Origin of the sequence: Chryseobacterium sp. MYb328 (assembly GCF_037572595.1) — a bacterium.
GTDB classification, from domain to species: Bacteria; Bacteroidota; Bacteroidia; order Flavobacteriales; family Weeksellaceae; genus Chryseobacterium; species Chryseobacterium pennae.
This window is the reverse complement of the sequence record NZ_JBBGZQ010000027.1, coordinates 20,053-37,445: the sequence shown is the minus strand read 5'-3', so window position 1 is coordinate 37,445 and position 17,393 is coordinate 20,053. Positions and strand designations below refer to the sequence as shown.

At 34.1% G+C, this 17,393-nt stretch carries 16 protein-coding genes; 10 read left to right on the top strand and 6 right to left on the bottom strand.

What is annotated here, in order from left to right; all coding sequences use genetic code 11:
• Positions 1-49 precede the first annotated feature (49 nt).
• Genes WH267_RS21420 through WH267_RS21410 form a run of 3 tightly spaced genes read right to left on the bottom strand, consistent with a single transcriptional unit; the run spans position 50 to position 3,108 of the window.
• Positions 50-1,153, bottom strand: coding sequence for an HlyD family secretion protein (locus WH267_RS21420; protein WP_115971162.1), 1,104 nt, complete (start codon positions 1,151-1,153; stop codon positions 50-52).
• A gap of 16 nt (positions 1,154-1,169) precedes the next feature.
• Positions 1,170-2,486 (bottom strand): TolC family protein, encoded by a 1,317-nt coding sequence (locus WH267_RS21415; RefSeq protein ID WP_115971161.1) that lies wholly within the window; start codon positions 2,484-2,486, stop codon positions 1,170-1,172.
• Positions 2,470-3,108 (bottom strand): TetR/AcrR family transcriptional regulator, encoded by a 639-nt coding sequence (locus tag WH267_RS21410; RefSeq protein ID WP_165852219.1) that lies wholly within the window; start codon positions 3,106-3,108, stop codon positions 2,470-2,472. The genes WH267_RS21415 and WH267_RS21410 overlap by 17 nt, the downstream gene beginning before the upstream one ends.
• A 97-nt stretch (positions 3,109-3,205) precedes the next feature.
• Here WH267_RS21410 and WH267_RS21405 point away from each other — a divergent pair, with 97 nt between their 5' ends.
• Positions 3,206-4,330, top strand: coding sequence for a hypothetical protein (locus tag WH267_RS21405; protein WP_340010858.1), 1,125 nt, complete (start codon positions 3,206-3,208; stop codon positions 4,328-4,330).
• Between the two features lie 48 nt (positions 4,331-4,378).
• Positions 4,379-4,600 carry a hypothetical protein gene (locus WH267_RS21400; RefSeq protein WP_123318338.1) on the top strand — a complete coding sequence of 74 codons (222 nt, stop codon included), beginning with the start codon at positions 4,379-4,381 and terminating at the stop codon, positions 4,598-4,600.
• Between the two features lie 51 nt (positions 4,601-4,651).
• Here the strand turns inward: WH267_RS21400 and WH267_RS21395 are convergent, their stop codons facing one another.
• On the bottom strand, positions 4,652-5,770 hold the full coding sequence (locus tag WH267_RS21395) for a DNA polymerase III subunit (protein WP_115971157.1): 1,119 nt from the start codon (positions 5,768-5,770) through the stop codon (positions 4,652-4,654).
• A 377-nt stretch (positions 5,771-6,147) separates the two neighbouring features.
• Between WH267_RS21395 and WH267_RS21390 the strand changes: the two genes are divergently transcribed.
• From WH267_RS21390 to WH267_RS21380, 3 genes are read left to right on the top strand one after another with little or no spacing between them, the layout of a single operon-like run.
• Entirely contained in the window at positions 6,148-7,449 is a 1,302-nt protein-coding gene (locus tag WH267_RS21390) for a hypothetical protein (RefSeq protein ID WP_340010856.1), read from the top strand.
• A gap of 1 nt (position 7,450) precedes the next feature.
• Positions 7,451-8,041: an LPS export ABC transporter periplasmic protein LptC gene (lptC, locus tag WH267_RS21385; RefSeq protein ID WP_115971155.1), complete on the top strand. Its 591-nt coding sequence runs from the start codon at positions 7,451-7,453 to the stop codon at positions 8,039-8,041.
• Between the two features lie 10 nt (positions 8,042-8,051).
• Entirely contained in the window at positions 8,052-9,095 is a 1,044-nt protein-coding gene (locus WH267_RS21380; protein WP_340010855.1) for an anhydro-N-acetylmuramic acid kinase, read from the top strand.
• Positions 9,096-9,467: 372 nt separating this feature from the next.
• Here WH267_RS21380 and WH267_RS21375 read toward each other — a convergent pair whose 3' ends face one another.
• A complete protein-coding gene (locus WH267_RS21375; protein ID WP_115971153.1) occupies positions 9,468-9,857 on the bottom strand; it encodes an SRPBCC family protein in 390 nt (129 codons plus the stop codon).
• A gap of 528 nt (positions 9,858-10,385) precedes the next feature.
• Between WH267_RS21375 and WH267_RS21370 the strand changes: the two genes are divergently transcribed.
• Positions 10,386-10,997 carry an NUDIX hydrolase gene (locus WH267_RS21370; protein WP_123318333.1) on the top strand — a complete coding sequence of 204 codons (612 nt, stop codon included), beginning with the start codon at positions 10,386-10,388 and terminating at the stop codon, positions 10,995-10,997.
• Between the two features lie 90 nt (positions 10,998-11,087).
• Here WH267_RS21370 and WH267_RS21365 read toward each other — a convergent pair whose 3' ends face one another.
• Positions 11,088-11,432: a helix-turn-helix transcriptional regulator gene (locus WH267_RS21365; RefSeq protein WP_340010853.1), complete on the bottom strand. Its 345-nt coding sequence runs from the start codon at positions 11,430-11,432 to the stop codon at positions 11,088-11,090.
• A gap of 198 nt (positions 11,433-11,630) precedes the next feature.
• Here WH267_RS21365 and WH267_RS21360 point away from each other — a divergent pair, with 198 nt between their 5' ends.
• Genes WH267_RS21360 through WH267_RS21345 form a run of 4 tightly spaced genes read left to right on the top strand, consistent with a single transcriptional unit; the run spans position 11,631 to position 17,177 of the window.
• Positions 11,631-12,761 carry a hypothetical protein gene (locus tag WH267_RS21360; RefSeq protein WP_340010851.1) on the top strand — a complete coding sequence of 377 codons (1,131 nt, stop codon included), beginning with the start codon at positions 11,631-11,633 and terminating at the stop codon, positions 12,759-12,761.
• A gap of 32 nt (positions 12,762-12,793) precedes the next feature.
• A complete protein-coding gene (locus tag WH267_RS21355) occupies positions 12,794-13,297 on the top strand; it encodes a DUF4280 domain-containing protein (RefSeq protein ID WP_340010849.1) in 504 nt (167 codons plus the stop codon).
• A gap of 23 nt (positions 13,298-13,320) precedes the next feature.
• Positions 13,321-15,891 (top strand): hypothetical protein, encoded by a 2,571-nt coding sequence (locus WH267_RS21350; RefSeq protein ID WP_340010848.1) that lies wholly within the window; start codon positions 13,321-13,323, stop codon positions 15,889-15,891.
• Complete coding sequence (locus tag WH267_RS21345; RefSeq protein WP_340010846.1) at positions 15,888-17,177, top strand: tetratricopeptide repeat protein; 1,290 nt, start codon at positions 15,888-15,890, stop codon at positions 17,175-17,177. Before WH267_RS21350 ends, WH267_RS21345 begins: the two co-directional genes overlap by 4 nt.
• Positions 17,178-17,393: the final 216 nt, after the last annotated feature.

The following is a 17,393-nucleotide window of genomic DNA, read 5'->3' as shown; positions in this document are numbered from 1 at the left end:
TGATTTACTATTGATCTCTCACTTAATTGACTTTTAACAATTTTAGATATTATTTCAATGAAACTTCAGCCTTCACATTCATTCCCGTTCTTAATCTTTTTGCAATATTCTTATCAAGATTTGTAAAATCGATTTTTACAGGAAGTCTCTGAACTACTTTTACGAAGTTTCCACTCGCGTTATCTGGAGGAAGAATAGAGAATGTAGCACCAGTAGCCGGAGAGAATGAGCTTACTACTCCATCAAATTCCTTATCAGGGAAAGCATCAATCTCAATTTTTACTTTCTGACCTTCTACCATCTTGTCTACCTGCGTTTCTTTAAAATTCGCCACTACCCATTTCTGGTCATTTTTAACCAAAGCAAATAGCTGGGCTCCTGCCTGAAGATACTGACCTGCCTGTGTAGATACTTTTCCAACATATCCGTCTTCAGGAGCTAAAATTACAGTGTATGATAAGTTTAGTTTAGCATTTTCTACATCTACTTCTCTTTGTTTTGCCACTGAACTCGCTACACTGATCTGTTGAGAGCTTGCCGCCGTTTGAGAAGAAGCGATAGTAGTCTGCTGAGCAATCTGATTTCTTTGCTCTACCAATACCTGAAGCTGTTTATCTGCAGACTGCTTTGCAGCCAGAGCCTGCTCATACTGCTGTTCTGTAATAGAATGATCTTTTACAAGATTTGCATATCTTTTTAAATCCTGAGATGTCTTCCAAACGTTTACTTTCGCAGCTTCAATCTGTGCATTGGCTGTTGCTACAGCGGCTTCAGAGCTGTTGATATTCTTAGAAGTAGCAGTAGTAGTAGCTTCTGCTGTAGAAATATTACTTTTTGCTGTTGTTAATGCAGCCTGTGACTGTTCAAGAGCCATTTTCTGATCTCTGTTATCTAAAATCACAAGCGTGTCCCCTTTCTTTACGAACTGGTTATCTTTTACTTTTACCTCAGCTACATATCCTGAGATTTTGGAAATTACCGGTGCCATATTGGAAGTAATCTGAGCATCATCAGTTTCTTCATGATACTGTCCGTAGCTGTATGCTCTGTAACCGTAGATTCCTCCTCCGATTACGACAGCTGCTAAAATAATAGGAAAAACTAAACTTTTTTTCTTTTTAGGTTCAACGTCCTGTGTATTTTTATTTTCCATTTTGGTTTCGATCTGATTATTTAATTGTTAAAGTTCCTGTTGTTTGCAATAGTTTTCTGTAAGCTAAAGCGGCGTCTGCCTTTGCATTGATTACGCCAACGTTAGCTGCAATCTGAGCAGCATCTGCATCCAGTAATTCTGTCATGGTTGCAAGACCGTTGTCATATTTGTTTTTTGTAATTCTGTAGTTTTCATTAGCCTGCTCAGCTGATTTTTCAAAAACAGAAATTCTCTTTTTAGAAAAGTCTGTATTCTGATACTCCCTGTTCACATCAAGCTTAATGTTATCATTCAGTAATTCGTCGGTAGCTGCCAATTGCTTTTCTCTTGCTTGTGACTGTCTTAATGATGAGTTTTCTTTCCAGATATTGGATAAGTTGTAAGAAATTCCGATTCCTACATTTAATGCATTATATACAGTCAGAAACTTAGGAATATCTGCTGCTACATAACCGCCGGTGAATGCCAATGAAGGTAGGTTTTCTGCCTTAGCAGCTTTTGTTCCCAATTCTGCTGCTTTTCTTTGTTGAACTAAAGCCTGAAGGTCCTTACGGTTTTCTCTGGCTTCGTTTACATAAAAGTCAACAGCTTTTACCTCCGAGCCTTCTTCAATATAATTCTGATCCACTTCTAGTTCTGTGTTATCAGGAAGTCCTAATAACAGATCCATATTGATGTTCGCAATATTGTAGTTGTTTTTAGCTTCCAACAACTGAAGTTCAATATTAGAAGTCTGAAGATTGGCTTTTAACCTGTCGTTTCTGGCAATCAATCCGTTGTTTTCCATTTTAAGGAAAGTTTCGTCTCTCTTCTGGGAAGCGGCAAGATTTTCTTCAAAAACTTTGATTGACTGATTGGCTTTAAACAGGTTATTATAAGCCTGGGCAACATTATAAGCAATAGCAGTCTTATTATTTTCAGTGCTTAACTTTGATGCTTCTACCAGATATTTTGCTGACTGAATCCCATATTTGATTCTTCCGCCACTGTAAATAGGAACACTAAGATTAGCAGAACCATACAATACCTGATGAATCTCCGGACCACCCGCTCCACCTGAAGCTCCTCCAAGTTTCATATCTACTGTCGGTTTCATCGGAAGGTACATATAACTTCCTGAAATCTTCAGTTCCGGAAGCTGTCTGTTTTTAGCTTCCAAAAGATCAGCGGTAGCCTCCTCGATCTTGGCTGCGTCGATCTTGAGATTCTTGCTGTTCTGGATTCCCAGCTGCACAGCTTCGTCAAGAGAAAGGGTCTTTTTCTCCTGAGCATTTGCATTTGCTATTCCTACGAATAGTGATAATGCAATCACTGAGTTATTTATTCTCTTCATAACCTAAAAGGTCTTTTAGTAAATGTTTTATATGTTTGTTAAGTTCTGTATAGTATTTTTCGTCAAAAACGCTCTCTTCTTCTGTATTATTCAGGAATTCCTTATACATTGGCTTGGCATTAAGGGCATAGAATAAGGTCCCACTTACCGTTGAATGAAGAAGGTAAATAGGAGGATTCTTTGTGAAAATTCCTTTTTTCAAACCTCGCTCTAACAATTGAGAATACATGGAAATGAATCCTATTTTTGTTTCCTTTAAAAATTCTAAAATCTGAGGGTTTTCGGCGTGTAACTGTTCTCTCTGCATAATCCTGTAAAAACATTTGTGATTTTTGATTCTGTTAGAGAACTGATCTATTATTTTTACAATTTTCTCCCACTCATTGATATCAGTCCGTTCCAGGATTTCATTTGAAAAAAACTGTCCTTCCTTCATTCTATACTCCACCAGTTTCTCATAAAGCTTTTCCTTAGAACCAAAATAATACGAAATCATAGAGATATTTACATTAGCCGCTTTTGCAATTTCCCGGGTTGAAGTTCCTTCAAAACCCTTCTCTGCAAAGAGCTTTTCTGCTGCGAATAATATATTTTCTTCTTTTGAAACCATGTTAGTGTTCATTTTTCAGGGTGCAAATTTACACAAGTTTTGAAATAAATCAAACGATTGATTGATTTTTTAATATAGATTTAATTTATATTTACAAAAAACAAACTCTATGGGCTTATTCGATTTCTTTTTTAAGATATTTAAGAGAGAGAAAAAACAACAGACAGATGAAGGAACTTTTAAGAATGACTTTACGCATGAGGTGATCACCACTCCACTCACCGAAGAGATATCTGTTCCATTAGAAGAAATAACTATTCCATTAACCGAAGAGACGAATACCAAATCTATTGAAGAAATACCAGTAGAATTAGAAGAAACCACTTTTCCGCTAAATGAAGAAGGAAATCGTTTCGATCTTGAAATCATAGAAGCTTTCAGAAGATATCATTGTAATCCAAATCTTGATGTCAGTTTTCCTCTCGATGATGACAGAGGTAATAGCATTTCTCCCCATCAAGCCTATGGAACTCTTTTCAAGGAATGGGCAGGCATTCAGTCAAAATGGGACCGTATATCATTATTTTACCAATTCTGGGATCAGTCTCAATTTGAAAAACTTGAGCAGTGGCAAGTGATTGAAAGGTTTGTAAAAGATCGTTATTCAAAAAAGGCACTTCAGTATTTTGAAGAAAGTATGTCAGATAAAAGACAGTTGACAGGCGAAGAGCTTGTTTCGCTTTCAAAACTTCATCGTGTATTACTGAATAATCATGCAGCAAAGGAATATATTGAAACAGCTTATCAAAACTATCCGGAAGATGATGCTGTAAAAGTAGAATATGCCACAGTACTTCATATCATAGGAAATCACTCTGAAAAAGAAAGTTCTCATGCGTTGTTTCATGAAGTGCTGGATAAAAAAATACAACAGAGTGATACGGAATCTGTCTTCAAATGTTTCAAATTCTCAGAAGGCTATACAGACTCTTCTATTTTCGCAATGCTGTATCTTATAAACACTGAGGCAGATAATGAGACATGGGACTATGTCGCAGAAGAATATTATTATTGCCCTGTCTTCAGATATGAACATGCGGTACAATTAGCTCAAACTGATCAGTCTTTGAGAGCTCTGGCAAAGCTTACTTCTTTAAGCCAGGAATTCCCCTGGTTCAGAACAGCTCTTGAAAGTACCATTGGTAATATTAAATCAATGCGAAAGCAGCTCAACGATCCGGATTTCATGGAGAAAGAACTTCAGGAATTCCAAGCTTCATTAAAAAATTTATAGAGTAAACAAAAAAGTATTACATTTAGCCACTTAAAAAATTTTAAAATCATGAAAAAAATAATCTCAATTCTTGCTATCGGTTTATTTGCATTCAGCTATGCTCAGGAAAAACCTAAAGAAGGAGGCTGCTGTGCCGGAAAAGATAAAAAAGAATGTTCTGTAAAGGATAAAAAAGCATGTTCGGATGCTCACCATAAAGGTTGTGATGCAAAAGCAAAAACAGCTGATAACGCTTCAAAAAAGGGGTCAAAAGAAAAGAAAGCAGCTTAAATTGCACTACTGCTTAAAAAACAAACTCCGGAAAATTTCCGGAGTTTTATTTTATGTACTTTTATGAATATATCTCGATAATTTTATCCCAAGATCGGTCCAGACAATTTTAGGATTTCCGTTCCTTGTAAGATGCAGATCTGCAGTATTGATCTCCTCCAGAATGTTTTCAATATTGGCACCACTGATAAATTTTGAAAAACCTGCCCAGTTAAATCCATTAGCATCAATCTTTTTATAGACCAGATTCTCCGACTGATAATTCTGAAGAAGCGCCAATCTGAAAATTTCAGAACAGTAATTTAAAAAATTCTTCTGCTTTTCCCTATTCCAGCCTGCTATTTCCCTTGCCCAGATAATAATACTTCTGAGGTACTCCGGTTTTTTCTTCACCATAAAGGCATCACGAACCCATTGTACAAAGAGCTTTTCAAATTCATTACTTTTGTCGCCTGAATTAAGAAGTTTTATAGCATCATTAAGGTTTCCCTGCGCCTCATGAATAATTTCTCTTGATTTTTCTTCAGAAACAGAGAATTTCTTTTTTAAATAGATTCCAAGATCTTCATCATGAATTCTTGGAACTTCTACGACCTGAGTACGGGAAAGTATGGTAGGAAGAATATCATTCGTACTCTCTGCAGTAAGAAGAATTATGGTTTTTGCCGGCGGTTCTTCAAGAAACTTCAGAAACTTGTTGGATGCTGCTATGTTCATTTTATCAGCTCTCCAGACAATCAGGATTTTAGTTCCCCCTTCAAAGCTTTTTAAAGCAAATTTCTGATTTTGGTCATCAATTTCATCTGCGGAAATGAAAAGCTGTTTATTTTCTGATTCCAAAAAAGCAGTCCAGTCATCGTAGCTTGCATACGGAGAAGCCAGAATCATTTCCCTGAATTCTTCAAATTTATTTTTACTTAAAGAGTTTTTATTATCTGTAAAAACAGGGAAACTGAAGTGCAGATCAAGGTGATTAAGATGTTCTACCTTTGAAGCTGCATGCTCGTTCTCCTGACTTAAAATCTCCTTTGCATAAGCCAATACCATAGGTAAAGTTCCATATCCTTCCTTTCCTACGAAAAGCTGGGCATGGCTTACTCTATTTTCGGTAATGCTTTCTCTAAGAAGTTTTTTCAGATTTTCCTGTCCGGCGATATTCTCCCAATTCATGTTTCAAAGATAAGAAATCGGGAATAAATTTGGGGTAAAGAAATTTATGAGTGAAGCAGATTCATTATTATCTATTCTTTTAAGTACTGTGAATGGTCAATTTTTGTTTCCCGAAGACAATAATGAATATATGGGAAAAGAAATTTACATGCAAAACTGATTCTTTGTTCATCATTCACGTCAGTTTCAATAGTGAATTATTAATCAACAACATACAAGTTGACAAATGAAGCAAACTTGCCTTTCACAATTGATATTAATAATCTGTAAAGATTAAAAATTCCCCATGATACCAGCCCTTAACAAACTTTAACCACATATAATTTTTACAATTCATTAATATTTAAGATATTTGCGCATTGTTTTAAAAATAAAGAATGAAAAAAATCTTTGTAGTATCATTCATATCAGTTGGATATTTTCTAAATGCACAGAGTCTAAGTAACTCGCCCTATGCAAAATACGGAATTGGAGATGTAAAATATGATAATACGATCGAAACTGCTTCCATGGGAGGTATCTCAACCGCTTTTATAAGTGATTTTACGAGTAGTTTCAACTTTGCAAACCCTGCAAACAACGCGAATTTCGAACTTACAAGTATCAGACTGGAAGCTACCAACGAAAATAACTATTTCAAATCGAATTTTAACGATATGAAATCTACAAAGCATTCTACGTATCTTTCTAATATATCATTGGCATTCCCTATTTCCTCAAAAGTTAAAATGGGACTTTCCTATCAGCCATACAGCTCAAAAAGCTATGATATTCTGAATGACGAGGTAGTAACCAAAACAGAAGGGGACATTACCAATAGTATTACTTACCGAAACCAATTTAAAGGGAGTGGAAGTGTAAGCACTGCCGCAGTGGCCGTATCTTATAAAGTCAACCAGGAATTCTCTGTGGGAGCAAGAGCCAATTTATATTTCGGAGACCTTTATGATCTTACTGAGCTTAGTGCCAACAATTCGGAATATATCAATGGGTATGAAACGAAAAACAGAATCAGGAATTTCAACTTTACTTTAGGTACCAGCTACCAGAAGCTAAATACCCGTACTGATAAAAAATTAACCATCGGAGCAACGGCTACATTCGGGAATACCAGTAACATGGTAACTGAATATAACAACAGTACTTACAGATACATTGATGCAGCAGGTACTAAAGGAGATGAAATTTTTATTGATCATAAGGAAACAAAATCTAAAAACCTTATTCCATTACAGGCATCCGTAGGGGTTGGATATGGAAGCGATAACCATTGGTTCCTTTCCGGGCAGATTGATTATAAAAAAGGAGAAGATATTTCTTATTTCGGAACCTCTTACAGCCTGCAGGATACTTACAGAATTTCTGCCGGAGGATGGTATCTACCCAATTACAATAACTTCAGAAATTACTTCTCAAGAGTAGTCTACAGATATGGAGCTTTCTATGAAAGAGGAAACCTTAAACTGGAAGGTAACAGTATTAACAAGTTCGGTATTTCTGCCGGTGTAATGCTTCCATTCAAAAACAGCAGTATCACAAGAATGAGTGGTCTTGAAATTGGAGTAGAACTGGGGAAAAGAGGTACTCTTAAGAACAACCTTATCAACCAGAACTTTATCAACCTGAAAATCGGCTTTAATTTTGCTGATAAATGGTTCAGAAAGTCTCTTTATAACTAGAATGAATTTTTCAAAAAAAATAGTATATAAAAATATAGCATGCCTTTTTAGTTGTGCTATATTTTTTATATTGACATCCTGTGAGGAGGATCTTACCAAAAAAAATGGTAACAACAGCAAGAACTTTCCCTCACAGATCATTAATAATGCCAATATCATACAGCGTGATTCAGGGTTTGTAATTCTGAAAGCCAAAGCTGCTATCATTGAAAAATATGAGCTGATCGACAGTCCTTATACTGTGGCCAGAAAAGGAATTGATATTGAATTTTTCGATAAGAAAAAACCAAAGCTCCCGGGAACCATCAAAGCCAAATATGCCAAGTTTTTTGATTATAAACAATTTTACGAAGCTAAAGGCAATGTAAGAATCACCACCAATGAAGGTCAAAAATTTGCCATGCAGAGCGTTTATTGGGATCAGAGAAAAAAACGTATCTATACCAAAGATACTGTGTATGTAACTATGGAAGATGGCTCAACCCTTGTGGGTGCTAATGGGATGACTGCCAAGGACGACTTTTCTGAATATACTTTTTATAACAATTCCGGAGACTTTAGCTCAAAAAGACTTTCCGAAAATAAAAAATAGCGTCTTCCCTATGAAAACTCTTGCCATTGGACTTATGTCCGGAACTAGTTTAGACGGATTGGATATCTGTCTTGCTGAATTTGAAAAGAAGGACAAATGGCATTTCCAGATCCTGGAAGCAGAAACCCTTCCCTATCCTGCCGATTGGGAAAAAAAACTCAGAAATTCTATCCATCTTCAGGCAGCAGACCTTTTGGAACTGCATTCTGACTATGGTTTTTATTTAGGCCAAAAAGCAAAGACATTTATTGAAAAACATCAGCTTGAAAACATTGATCTGATTGCGTCTCACGGCCATACAGTTTTTCATCAGCCTCAGAGAAAATTTACACTTCAGATTGGAGACGGCAGAGCCGTTAAAATGGAAACCAGTGTGCCGGTAGTCTATGATTTCAGGAGCCAGGATGTCCTGATGCAAGGAAACGGAGCGCCTTTGGTTCCTATAGGTGATGAACTTCTTTTTTCACAATATGATGCCTGTCTTAATTTGGGTGGTTTTTCAAATATTTCTCTAAAATCAGAGGAGAAAAGAATTGCTTTTGATATATCCCCGGTCAATATCGTCCTGAATCATTTGGCTCAACAACTGAATGAAAACTTTGACGAAAATGGTGATCTGGCAAAAAAAGGAGAGATTGATGAGGCTTTACTGACCCAACTTAATTCTTTAGATTTCTATCAGCGTCCTCATCCTAAATCGCTGGGCATAGAATGGTGCAACCAACATATATTTCCAAAGCTCAACGGCATACCTACCCTGGATGCCCTGGCTACATTTACAGAACATATTGCACAACAAATCTCTGCGGTCATCAATAAATATAATATTCAAAATATATTGGTAAGCGGAGGAGGTGCATATAACACATTTTTAATCGAGAAAATAAAAGCTAAAACAGAAGCTGAGATCATTATCCCTGAAAAGGAAATCATCGAATATAAGGAAGCTCTGATCTTTGCCTTTATGGGAGTTTTAAAAATGAATAATGAAATTAATGTTCTTTCTTCTGCTACAGGAAGTATTGCTGACCACTGCTCTGGAATAATCGTTTAAACAGCTTCAAAATGACAGCAATCATTTGATCAGATCACATCTATAACAATTACTTGTAATTCTCAACCGATAGTATGTAAGTATTTACAATGTGCAGAGAGATACCTATACAATCAGGTTTTATCGGTTCAGATCTTTATTGGAAAAGAAATTTGTGAACGGCCGAAGTGTTGAAGCTTATTCAAAAATACTTAGTACCAGCTCTGGATTTCTTAATAAAATCTGCAAACAATTCTGTGGGTTGTCTGCCCAACAAATGATTCATTACAAGCTAATTCCAGAAATAAAGAAACAACTGTATCAAAATAAATCAACAAAAGAAAAAAGAACCTCTAGTCATAAAAAAACCTTCATTTCTGAAGGTTTTTTTTATTATTTATAAGCTTCGATCTTATCTGTCAATGTATTGATAAAGTTCTGTAATGGCTTTTCTACCATCATTTTGATGAACGGATTGAACTTCCCTTCAAACAACATCTGAACTTCTGTCTGGTTTTCATTGATAGGATTTAAAGTAGCTGTTAAAGAGAAATCCAGGCTTGAACTTGCAGATTTCAATATAGCTTTCTGATCGGTTACCTCATCTATCTTTAATGCGATTTCCGGCATTCCCTGTAATCCGAATTTAAAACCATTATCTCTTGTTTCAAATTTCTGAAGACCATCCGGCATGAAATCTTTGTAATTTTCAGGAGTTTTCAGTAATTCACTTAACTCCTTAGATGATTTATTGACAATAATTTTTCGTCCTTCTAAATTCATTTTTTTATTCTGTATTTAAATTCTTATAAAGATAAGCTTCTTTACATTTATGATAACAACAAAATTATAAAAAAAATAGACAAAGACGTTATCCAAAGCATACTTTTAAAGACGGAAGTATGCTTCCTAAAAGAAATTAATTACGAAAGGAGCATATTGTAGCTAAAAACTAATCATCATCCCTATTGAAATGCTACCTTCATCCGGATTGCGCATTGATTTTCATACTTTGAACTATCACCAGGAAAAATACCTTTGTCTGTGTAATTTTTCCATAATTGTTCAAATCTTAAATCTATTAAAAAAAGCTTCTTCAAAATAATACAATTCAAGAAAGAATATTATAATAAAAAACCAAACAATTGTTCTCATTAAGAAAAATAAAGCACTTAAAGAGGTATATTTTGTTGCTATATTTTGATATATTTGCGTATAAATTGTGGTATAAAGCACGGTAAAAACCATCTGTTTTATCGTATATTAAAACCATTACTCCCTAAGGATCAATACTAACTATAACTATCTGAGATGTATAAAGTTTTTGTGAACGAAAAAAAATTATTGATATCTAAGCATCCCGAAGAACTTGAAAAAAAACTTGGGTATGAAAGTTTCACGACTTTAGAGATCGCATTGGATCTTTTAGAAAACACTTCTGTAAACGAACTTAATGTTTATGGTGAGAATATTGATGAGATCTGGCAGGAGTTCCAAAAACTGTTCAGAATTATAGAAGCGGCCGGAGGACTGGTTATCAAGCCTGAAGGTGAAATGCTTTTCATCAGAAGGCTAGGCAAATGGGATCTTCCAAAAGGAAAGATGGAAAAGGGAGAATCCAGGGAAGAATCTGCAGTAAGGGAAATTGAAGAAGAAACCGGTTTAAAGGATGTGGAACTTGTACAGTTTATCAATACTACTTATCACATCTATATTGAAAGAAACGGTGAGAAAATCCTGAAATGTACTCATTGGTTTGAAATGAACTTCAATGGTGAAGATACTTCAAAGCCACAGATCGAAGAAGGAATTACTGAAGTTGCCTGGAAAAACACTCCTCAGATTGAAGATGAAGTTTTCCCAAGCACATTCAAAAATATTAAACTTATTGTAAAGGAATTCTGGGCTTTAAAGGCTAAATAAATATAAACTATATGAATCTAAACTCTGCCATGTAGTAATACCCATTATTAAGTCTATTTTAATAAACATAGTCATACAATCTTCTTTGATTTAGTTTTCAGATCCTTCCTTTAATCTTGCATTTTCCTCTTTTAATAACGCAATATAATCCAGTAAGTTTCTAATAAGTTCAACATTTAGATCGTCTTCAGGTGTGACAGAAGGAGCTCTTTGAGATTCTTCATTTGTGATTTTTTTAGATGCTTCCTCCTCATAAATATCTTCTAAAGGTACGTCTAGAAATTTGGAAAGTTTGTTCCATTCTTCCTCAGAGATCTTCACATCCCCACTTTCTTTTCTGCTATAATTAGAAACATCGGTTGTAAGAGCATCGGCCACCTGTTGTTGTGTATAATTTTTTTGCTTTCTTATTGTACGTAATTTATCTTTTTGCATCAAAGTCTTTTTGCAAATATGCAAAAAAAATACAATTCATTACAATGGGATATAAAAAGACTTTTTTTAACTTTAAAACCTTTTCTAATCAGGAGTCGTAGAATTACGACACTTTTTTAAATTTATGAAAAGAATGGAATTTAAATAAAATAATATTTCTAACTTTCAGGAATTATTACAAAAAACACACCCTATATTATGAAAAAAAATATCCCAAATTCGGGGAATTCTCCCAGGGGAATTACCTCCTCTTTGAAACAGGACATCTACTTTGTAAAACAAGGAGAAACACTGGAAAGTATTTCATGGGATTTGACCCTTGAAAATCCTAAATATCTTCGTGAGTATCACAATTCAAGATGCAGCTACTTAGACCTTATTCCTGAAGATGGAACTCTAAGATTTTTGCAGAAACTGCATATACCCAACTCAGACGAAATATTAAAACTCAATGAGCAAATACGAAAATCAGGGGAAAGCTTATGTTATCTACTTCCAATGGGAAAAATCTCTTTCAATATAGAATTAATAGACGGGGACTATGAAGTGAAACAGTCTGAAAGTGATGAAGGGATTAAAAAAAGTGAAGATTCATACACGCTACACTTTAAATATATAAAGGAGGAAGAAAAAGGACATTATGTAGAATTCACCATGAACAATTTCAAAAAAAATGAAGAGAAGCCTGAGGAGAAAATAAATAATCTGGCATCCGATTTTGTTAAAATAATTTATCCTATAACATTGATTATAGACAAATCCGGAAATTTTATTGCAGCAAATCCTATTAAAGAGATTCAAGATATAATTAACGACCTTGAAACATTAAAGCAATATTATGCTGGATCTTATGCTGTTTCTCATATTGACCAAATGAAACACAAAATGACTGATCCACAGATGATCTATAATAGTCTCAAAGAAATATTACCCTTTCAATTCATTTTCAATCAATTTTATAAAGCAAATTATCATTCAAAAGATACTACGACTCCATATCATGATGAATTTTCGTGGTTAGCTCCGGCTTCTCCTATTAGACTGGAAATGGTTCATCAAATCTTACCACAAAACGACTCCAATTTAGTAGAGTTAGTACAAACAGGGAAATCCATAGATCACCGAACTGCTGCTGAATTGTATTATACAGACTTGGAGTATGACAAGCAAATAATGCCCCATTCAAAATCATTAAAAGCTAATCATTCAGCTACATACACGTTGGATTTTATGGACTTCTCTATTCAAAGGATAAAAGCCAGATTTGATATACAGATTGCCGATTACGAGAAGACAATGACTTTTGACTTGGAAAAGCTAGTAGGGTAATAATTATTTTTAGAACCATCAATCACAAAGATATGTCAGAAAATTCATCAGAACATAGTGGCAAGCACTTTGTCATTCAAAAAGGCAAAGCTCAATGCAATCAAGGCAATCAGTTCCCACAATTTAAAGTAACATCCCATCAAAAGCACTATTGGAATAATAAAAATACAACGGAAGATTACTTAGCCGTAACAGAAGACGATCTACAATTCAATCCTCCCGGGCCAAGTTTTGGACAATGTAAATTGAAACCAACGTCCGGGGGATATTTACCCTGTGCATTTGCTCCAGCCGGAAAATGGCAGAAAACGTATGAAAAAACAAAGATCATGAATAAAAGCTGCCTTTCTGAAATTTCTGAATTGATGTGCAGTGTTGGGGGGAAAATCACAGTAAAAGAACATGGACAAACATCAACCATGAATAAGCAAAGTATAACAACTGCTGATTCCAAGACCTATAACATGATTAACCCATTTATGAATTTTGAGGAGTCTCAAAGTGAGCTGGAAGGGACTGACCAGATTTATGAATAAAATTCTATCTAAAACTAACCAATATGGCAAAATTAACTATTAGAGGGAATACAAAACCTATTGTTGGAAATATGGAGGCTTATTCACTTTCGGTATTTGATAATGTAATGACATCCAATTCTTTTTCTTTCCCACCTCCTAAAGTAAAATGGGATATCTATGTACAAGACAGAAACGGATGGCGGATCGCCAAAGGAAATATAAAGGAAGGAGAAAATGTAACCTATAAATTCACAGCTAAGAGTCTTAAATATAAAGCTTTAAGAATTGAAGTGGTAAGGGGGAAAGATAAAGGAGAACTTTATATAAAACCACAGGAAGCTGAAGAACCGAAAATAGTAAGTGTTGAGCTACAAGACATAAATTCTGAAAAATTACCAAAAGGAAAGCTGTTACATTATACTGACACTATAATAGCTAAAGCTCATTGTGTTGGAATGTTTGGTTATAAAGTGGCCTTTACCCTTTGGGAGGATGATGCCATAGGAAAAGGACACGATCCTATTGTAAATATGATGAATAAGATTAACCAGGTACCACTCATTGGGGAGGTGAATCATGAGGGGGTTGCTAAAGTTTATTTCAGACTGCCTGTCTACACGATGGCCGTTCAAATTGCCAATGCCGGAGTAGCAAAAGGAGATAAAAGCGAAGGAAAAACCCATGAATATTATGTAACTGCAGAAGTAGTTGCCAAACATATTTTAAAGGCCAGCCCTAATGTAAATGTTGCCAACCCAGCTCATATTCCGCCACCGCCTAAGAAAGCTGAACCGGTGGACAATACTCCACCGCACAGGAAGCCTCCGGTTGCTCCTGAGCATAATAAACCAAAACCCAATAAGCCGAAACCCAAAGAGGAAACAGCAAAATATCCCCAGACTCCTGCGGCAAAGAAACAGGCAGATCCTGAAGGAAAAATATTAAATGCGGAGTTTACAGATGCTACAGGAAAAACGCTTAAGAATGCCAAAACAGGAGATACAGTATCTATTAAAATAACTTCTCAGGGTATGAGAGGTAAAAATGTAAAAATAAGAATTTGGGAAGAAGACTTCTCTCGATACAGCAACGATCTTATATATGAAGTATCTGTAACATTGATTCATGATACCTCTAATTTTATTAATAATGTTACTCTTACAAAAGATATGTATAACAAGAGTAATGATTTTGGAGAGGGAAATGAGCGGGAGTATTTTATAGAGGTTGAACATCTCAATACTTCTGTCACCTCTCAGGTTATCCCGATAAGTCCAAGCGCTGAACCAGTAAAAGTAGATCCAAATGATTCTCCTGCGATTATTAAGGAACCTAAGCAGGAAAAAACAAAAAAAGAAGGAAAGTGTTTCTGTAATAGAGATTTTACACCTGATGAATTTGAAAAAATAATTCATGGACTAAGAGATAGTGAACCAATGGTTAAAAAAAATATCGGTTATACATTATTTGGTGCAAGTAACTGCAAATTAAAACAAGGGGATAAAACAATTGAAAAATTAAGAATTGAACTTAATAAAGTTTTTAATACTTATGAAATAAATACTTGTATAAGAAAGTTACATTTTCTGGCTCAGATTTATCACGAAACAGATCGTCTAAAAACTACTTTGGAATATGATACAAATAAAAAATATAAACCTTATTTTGGTAGAGGATTAATGCAATTAACTTGGGAAAGCAATTACATAGTATATAAAGACTATAGTAAAATTGATTGTGTTAAAGATTATGATAGTATTGCAAATAATTTTTCCTATGCTTGTGACTCAGCCGGATGGTTTTGGAAACAAGGCAAAGTTCTTAGTGTAGGAAAGAGGTGGACAGGACCTCCAAATCCTCCAACATACGTGAAAATTCATAAACCAGATTACCCAAAGAAAACTATTAGTTATAAACATGGCGAAAAAACAATTAAGTATGGAACTGTAGATTTAGGTTTAATAGCGGATGATGATAAAGTTGATTTAATAAGTTATTTGGTTAATGGAGGAGAAAATGGATTGGTAGAAAGAAGAAACTATGTTATAACATTAAAAAGTATATTTAACTATCCACAAGAATGTATTAATAAAAAACAAATTGCCGTAGTAAAAAAAGAGAAAGAGGATGACAATGAAGTCACATTGCATTTTGTTGGTCAAACTGCTAAAGAAAATGCTCTATCAGACAAAACAAAAAAAATATTAAAAGAAGTTGGAAAAGTATCAGGAAACTATGATATATATATAACCAGTACTGCAAGAAGCTCTTATGATCAAGCTAGAATTATGTACGATAATTGTAAGACTGATGTAAACGAACAAAAAAGAATATACAAAGCTCCAGGAAAAAAAGTTATAGCCGTTTATGAAGCTAATATTAAAAAGCCTAAAAGTGAAGTTGTTAAGTTAATGGAAAATAAGATTAATGAATTAGGTCCTTCAACTGTGTCAAAACATTTGGCCAATCCAGAGGTTTTAAATACCTTCGATGTGTCTTATGATAATCTTTCCAACAAAACTAAATTTTGGAATGAGATGGAAAAACGTCCTGAATTAGATGCCATACTTAATGAAAACAGATGTTATCATATTCAAATAAAACAAAAATGAAAAATATAATAATCCTTCATTTCCTAATTGTATCATGTTTGTTTTCTTGTAAAAAAAATGAAAAGAATGATTCTCAAAACATCAATTCTCAAGAAAAAAAAGATACAATAGTGAATAGTTCTGTAATTTTCTTATTAACTCCTGATGATATAGAAATAAAGGAACTAAAAGAAAAACATGGGGAAGATAATTTTTATACTATTGCAGATGATGCTAATTATTATGTCTCTCAAATTAGAGATATTTCCCCTCAAAAATTAAATAAAATTCGTTATAAAAATATTAATTTTAGCAGAGAAGATTATGTTTTTAAAAAGAATGCATATAGTGATAAATGGCTAATTATAAATTATAATGAAGGCAGTAAGCCAAAAGTATATTCGTTAGTAGACTACTATATGTCTTTAAATGGAGAAGGGAAAGAAAATAGAGACTTTTCTTACTATGAGAAAAATGACGATTATTTTACTAGAGATATTGATATCAATAAGGATGGTTTCAAAGATAAAGTTGTTTCTAGTAAAAAAAATATGGGTGATGATTTAATATTTTTTTTAGGGAATGAAAAGTCAAAATATCAATTTGCTTTAAAAACCTATAATTTTTCGGAAGATGGCGGGTTTGTGATTGATGATATAAAGCCTCTTACTAATAATTCAACAAACGAAGTTTTTTATATTACTACATATTTTGATGGTTCAGGCGGGGCTCAACGAATAAATTATGTTGCCTATGAAGGCAACAAATGGAAATTAACTAGGTCCGTTTATATAACTTCAGATTGGCGTTCAGATGTAAATAAAGAATACTATTGTGATGTAAAACAAAATATCGCTTTAGATGATAAAAAAATAAGAGAAAAATTACATCCAATGCCTGATGAAACCGTAAGAAATAAGGTATGTAAATCAAGGTATAAGTTTGAGGATACTTTAGGACAATTTGAAGAAAATATAAAGAATTCAGTTAACTATACGGGCATTGAAAGGTATCAAGAGTTATTACTTAAATTCCCAATAAATAATAGTAATATACTGCAATATAATAATATTGCTTATTACTTGTATGAAAAAGGTGCATATAATGAATCAATATTATTAATCAAAGAAATTTTAAAAAAAGACCCGAATAGGGTTGTGGCATGGTTTAATTTGGCTGATTTACAATGGGAATTGGGTAATAAAAATGAGGCTAAAAAATCCTATCAACAATACATTTTATTAATGAAAAGCCAGGGTAAAGACCTAAAAAAAATTCCAAATAGAGTATATGAAAGAAGTAAATAAATTAATTTATTGGATATTCCTAGTATCTGTAATAACTTTAGTAGTCTCTTATTTTCTGTTAGAAAGTTCTAACTGTGGAAATAAAGTTATTGTGGGCGATGACATGTTTGGCATCAATAAAGCAAAATCGAATTGGTGCTCAATTCTCACATTTTTAAAGAATATATCGACTGGCTCACTATTTGTGGGAGCGTTAATCTATATCGTAAACTATTA

Bases quoted from the DNA above. Each gene is read 5' to 3' on its own strand.
- WH267_RS21420 (WP_115971162.1), bottom strand. From the start codon at position 1,153: ATGGAAAATAAAAATACACAGGACGTTGAACCTAAAAAGAAAAAAAGT.
- WH267_RS21415 (WP_115971161.1), bottom strand. From the start codon at position 2,486: ATGAAGAGAATAAATAACTCAGTGATTGCATTATCACTATTCGTAGGA.
- WH267_RS21410 (WP_165852219.1), bottom strand. From the start codon at position 3,108: ATGAACACTAACATGGTTTCAAAAGAAGAAAATATATTATTCGCAGCA.
- WH267_RS21405 (WP_340010858.1), top strand. From the start codon at position 3,206: ATGGGCTTATTCGATTTCTTTTTTAAGATATTTAAGAGAGAGAAAAAA.
- WH267_RS21400 (WP_123318338.1), top strand. From the start codon at position 4,379: ATGAAAAAAATAATCTCAATTCTTGCTATCGGTTTATTTGCATTCAGC.
- WH267_RS21395 (WP_115971157.1), bottom strand. From the start codon at position 5,770: ATGAATTGGGAGAATATCGCCGGACAGGAAAATCTGAAAAAACTTCTT.
- WH267_RS21390 (WP_340010856.1), top strand. From the start codon at position 6,148: ATGAAAAAAATCTTTGTAGTATCATTCATATCAGTTGGATATTTTCTA.
- lptC (WP_115971155.1), top strand. From the start codon at position 7,451: ATGAATTTTTCAAAAAAAATAGTATATAAAAATATAGCATGCCTTTTT.
- WH267_RS21380 (WP_340010855.1), top strand. From the start codon at position 8,052: ATGAAAACTCTTGCCATTGGACTTATGTCCGGAACTAGTTTAGACGGA.
- WH267_RS21375 (WP_115971153.1), bottom strand. From the start codon at position 9,857: ATGAATTTAGAAGGACGAAAAATTATTGTCAATAAATCATCTAAGGAG.
- WH267_RS21370 (WP_123318333.1), top strand. From the start codon at position 10,386: ATGTATAAAGTTTTTGTGAACGAAAAAAAATTATTGATATCTAAGCAT.
- WH267_RS21365 (WP_340010853.1), bottom strand. From the start codon at position 11,432: ATGCAAAAAGATAAATTACGTACAATAAGAAAGCAAAAAAATTATACA.
- WH267_RS21360 (WP_340010851.1), top strand. From the start codon at position 11,631: ATGAAAAAAAATATCCCAAATTCGGGGAATTCTCCCAGGGGAATTACC.
- WH267_RS21355 (WP_340010849.1), top strand. From the start codon at position 12,794: ATGTCAGAAAATTCATCAGAACATAGTGGCAAGCACTTTGTCATTCAA.
- WH267_RS21350 (WP_340010848.1), top strand. From the start codon at position 13,321: ATGGCAAAATTAACTATTAGAGGGAATACAAAACCTATTGTTGGAAAT.
- WH267_RS21345 (WP_340010846.1), top strand. From the start codon at position 15,888: ATGAAAAATATAATAATCCTTCATTTCCTAATTGTATCATGTTTGTTT.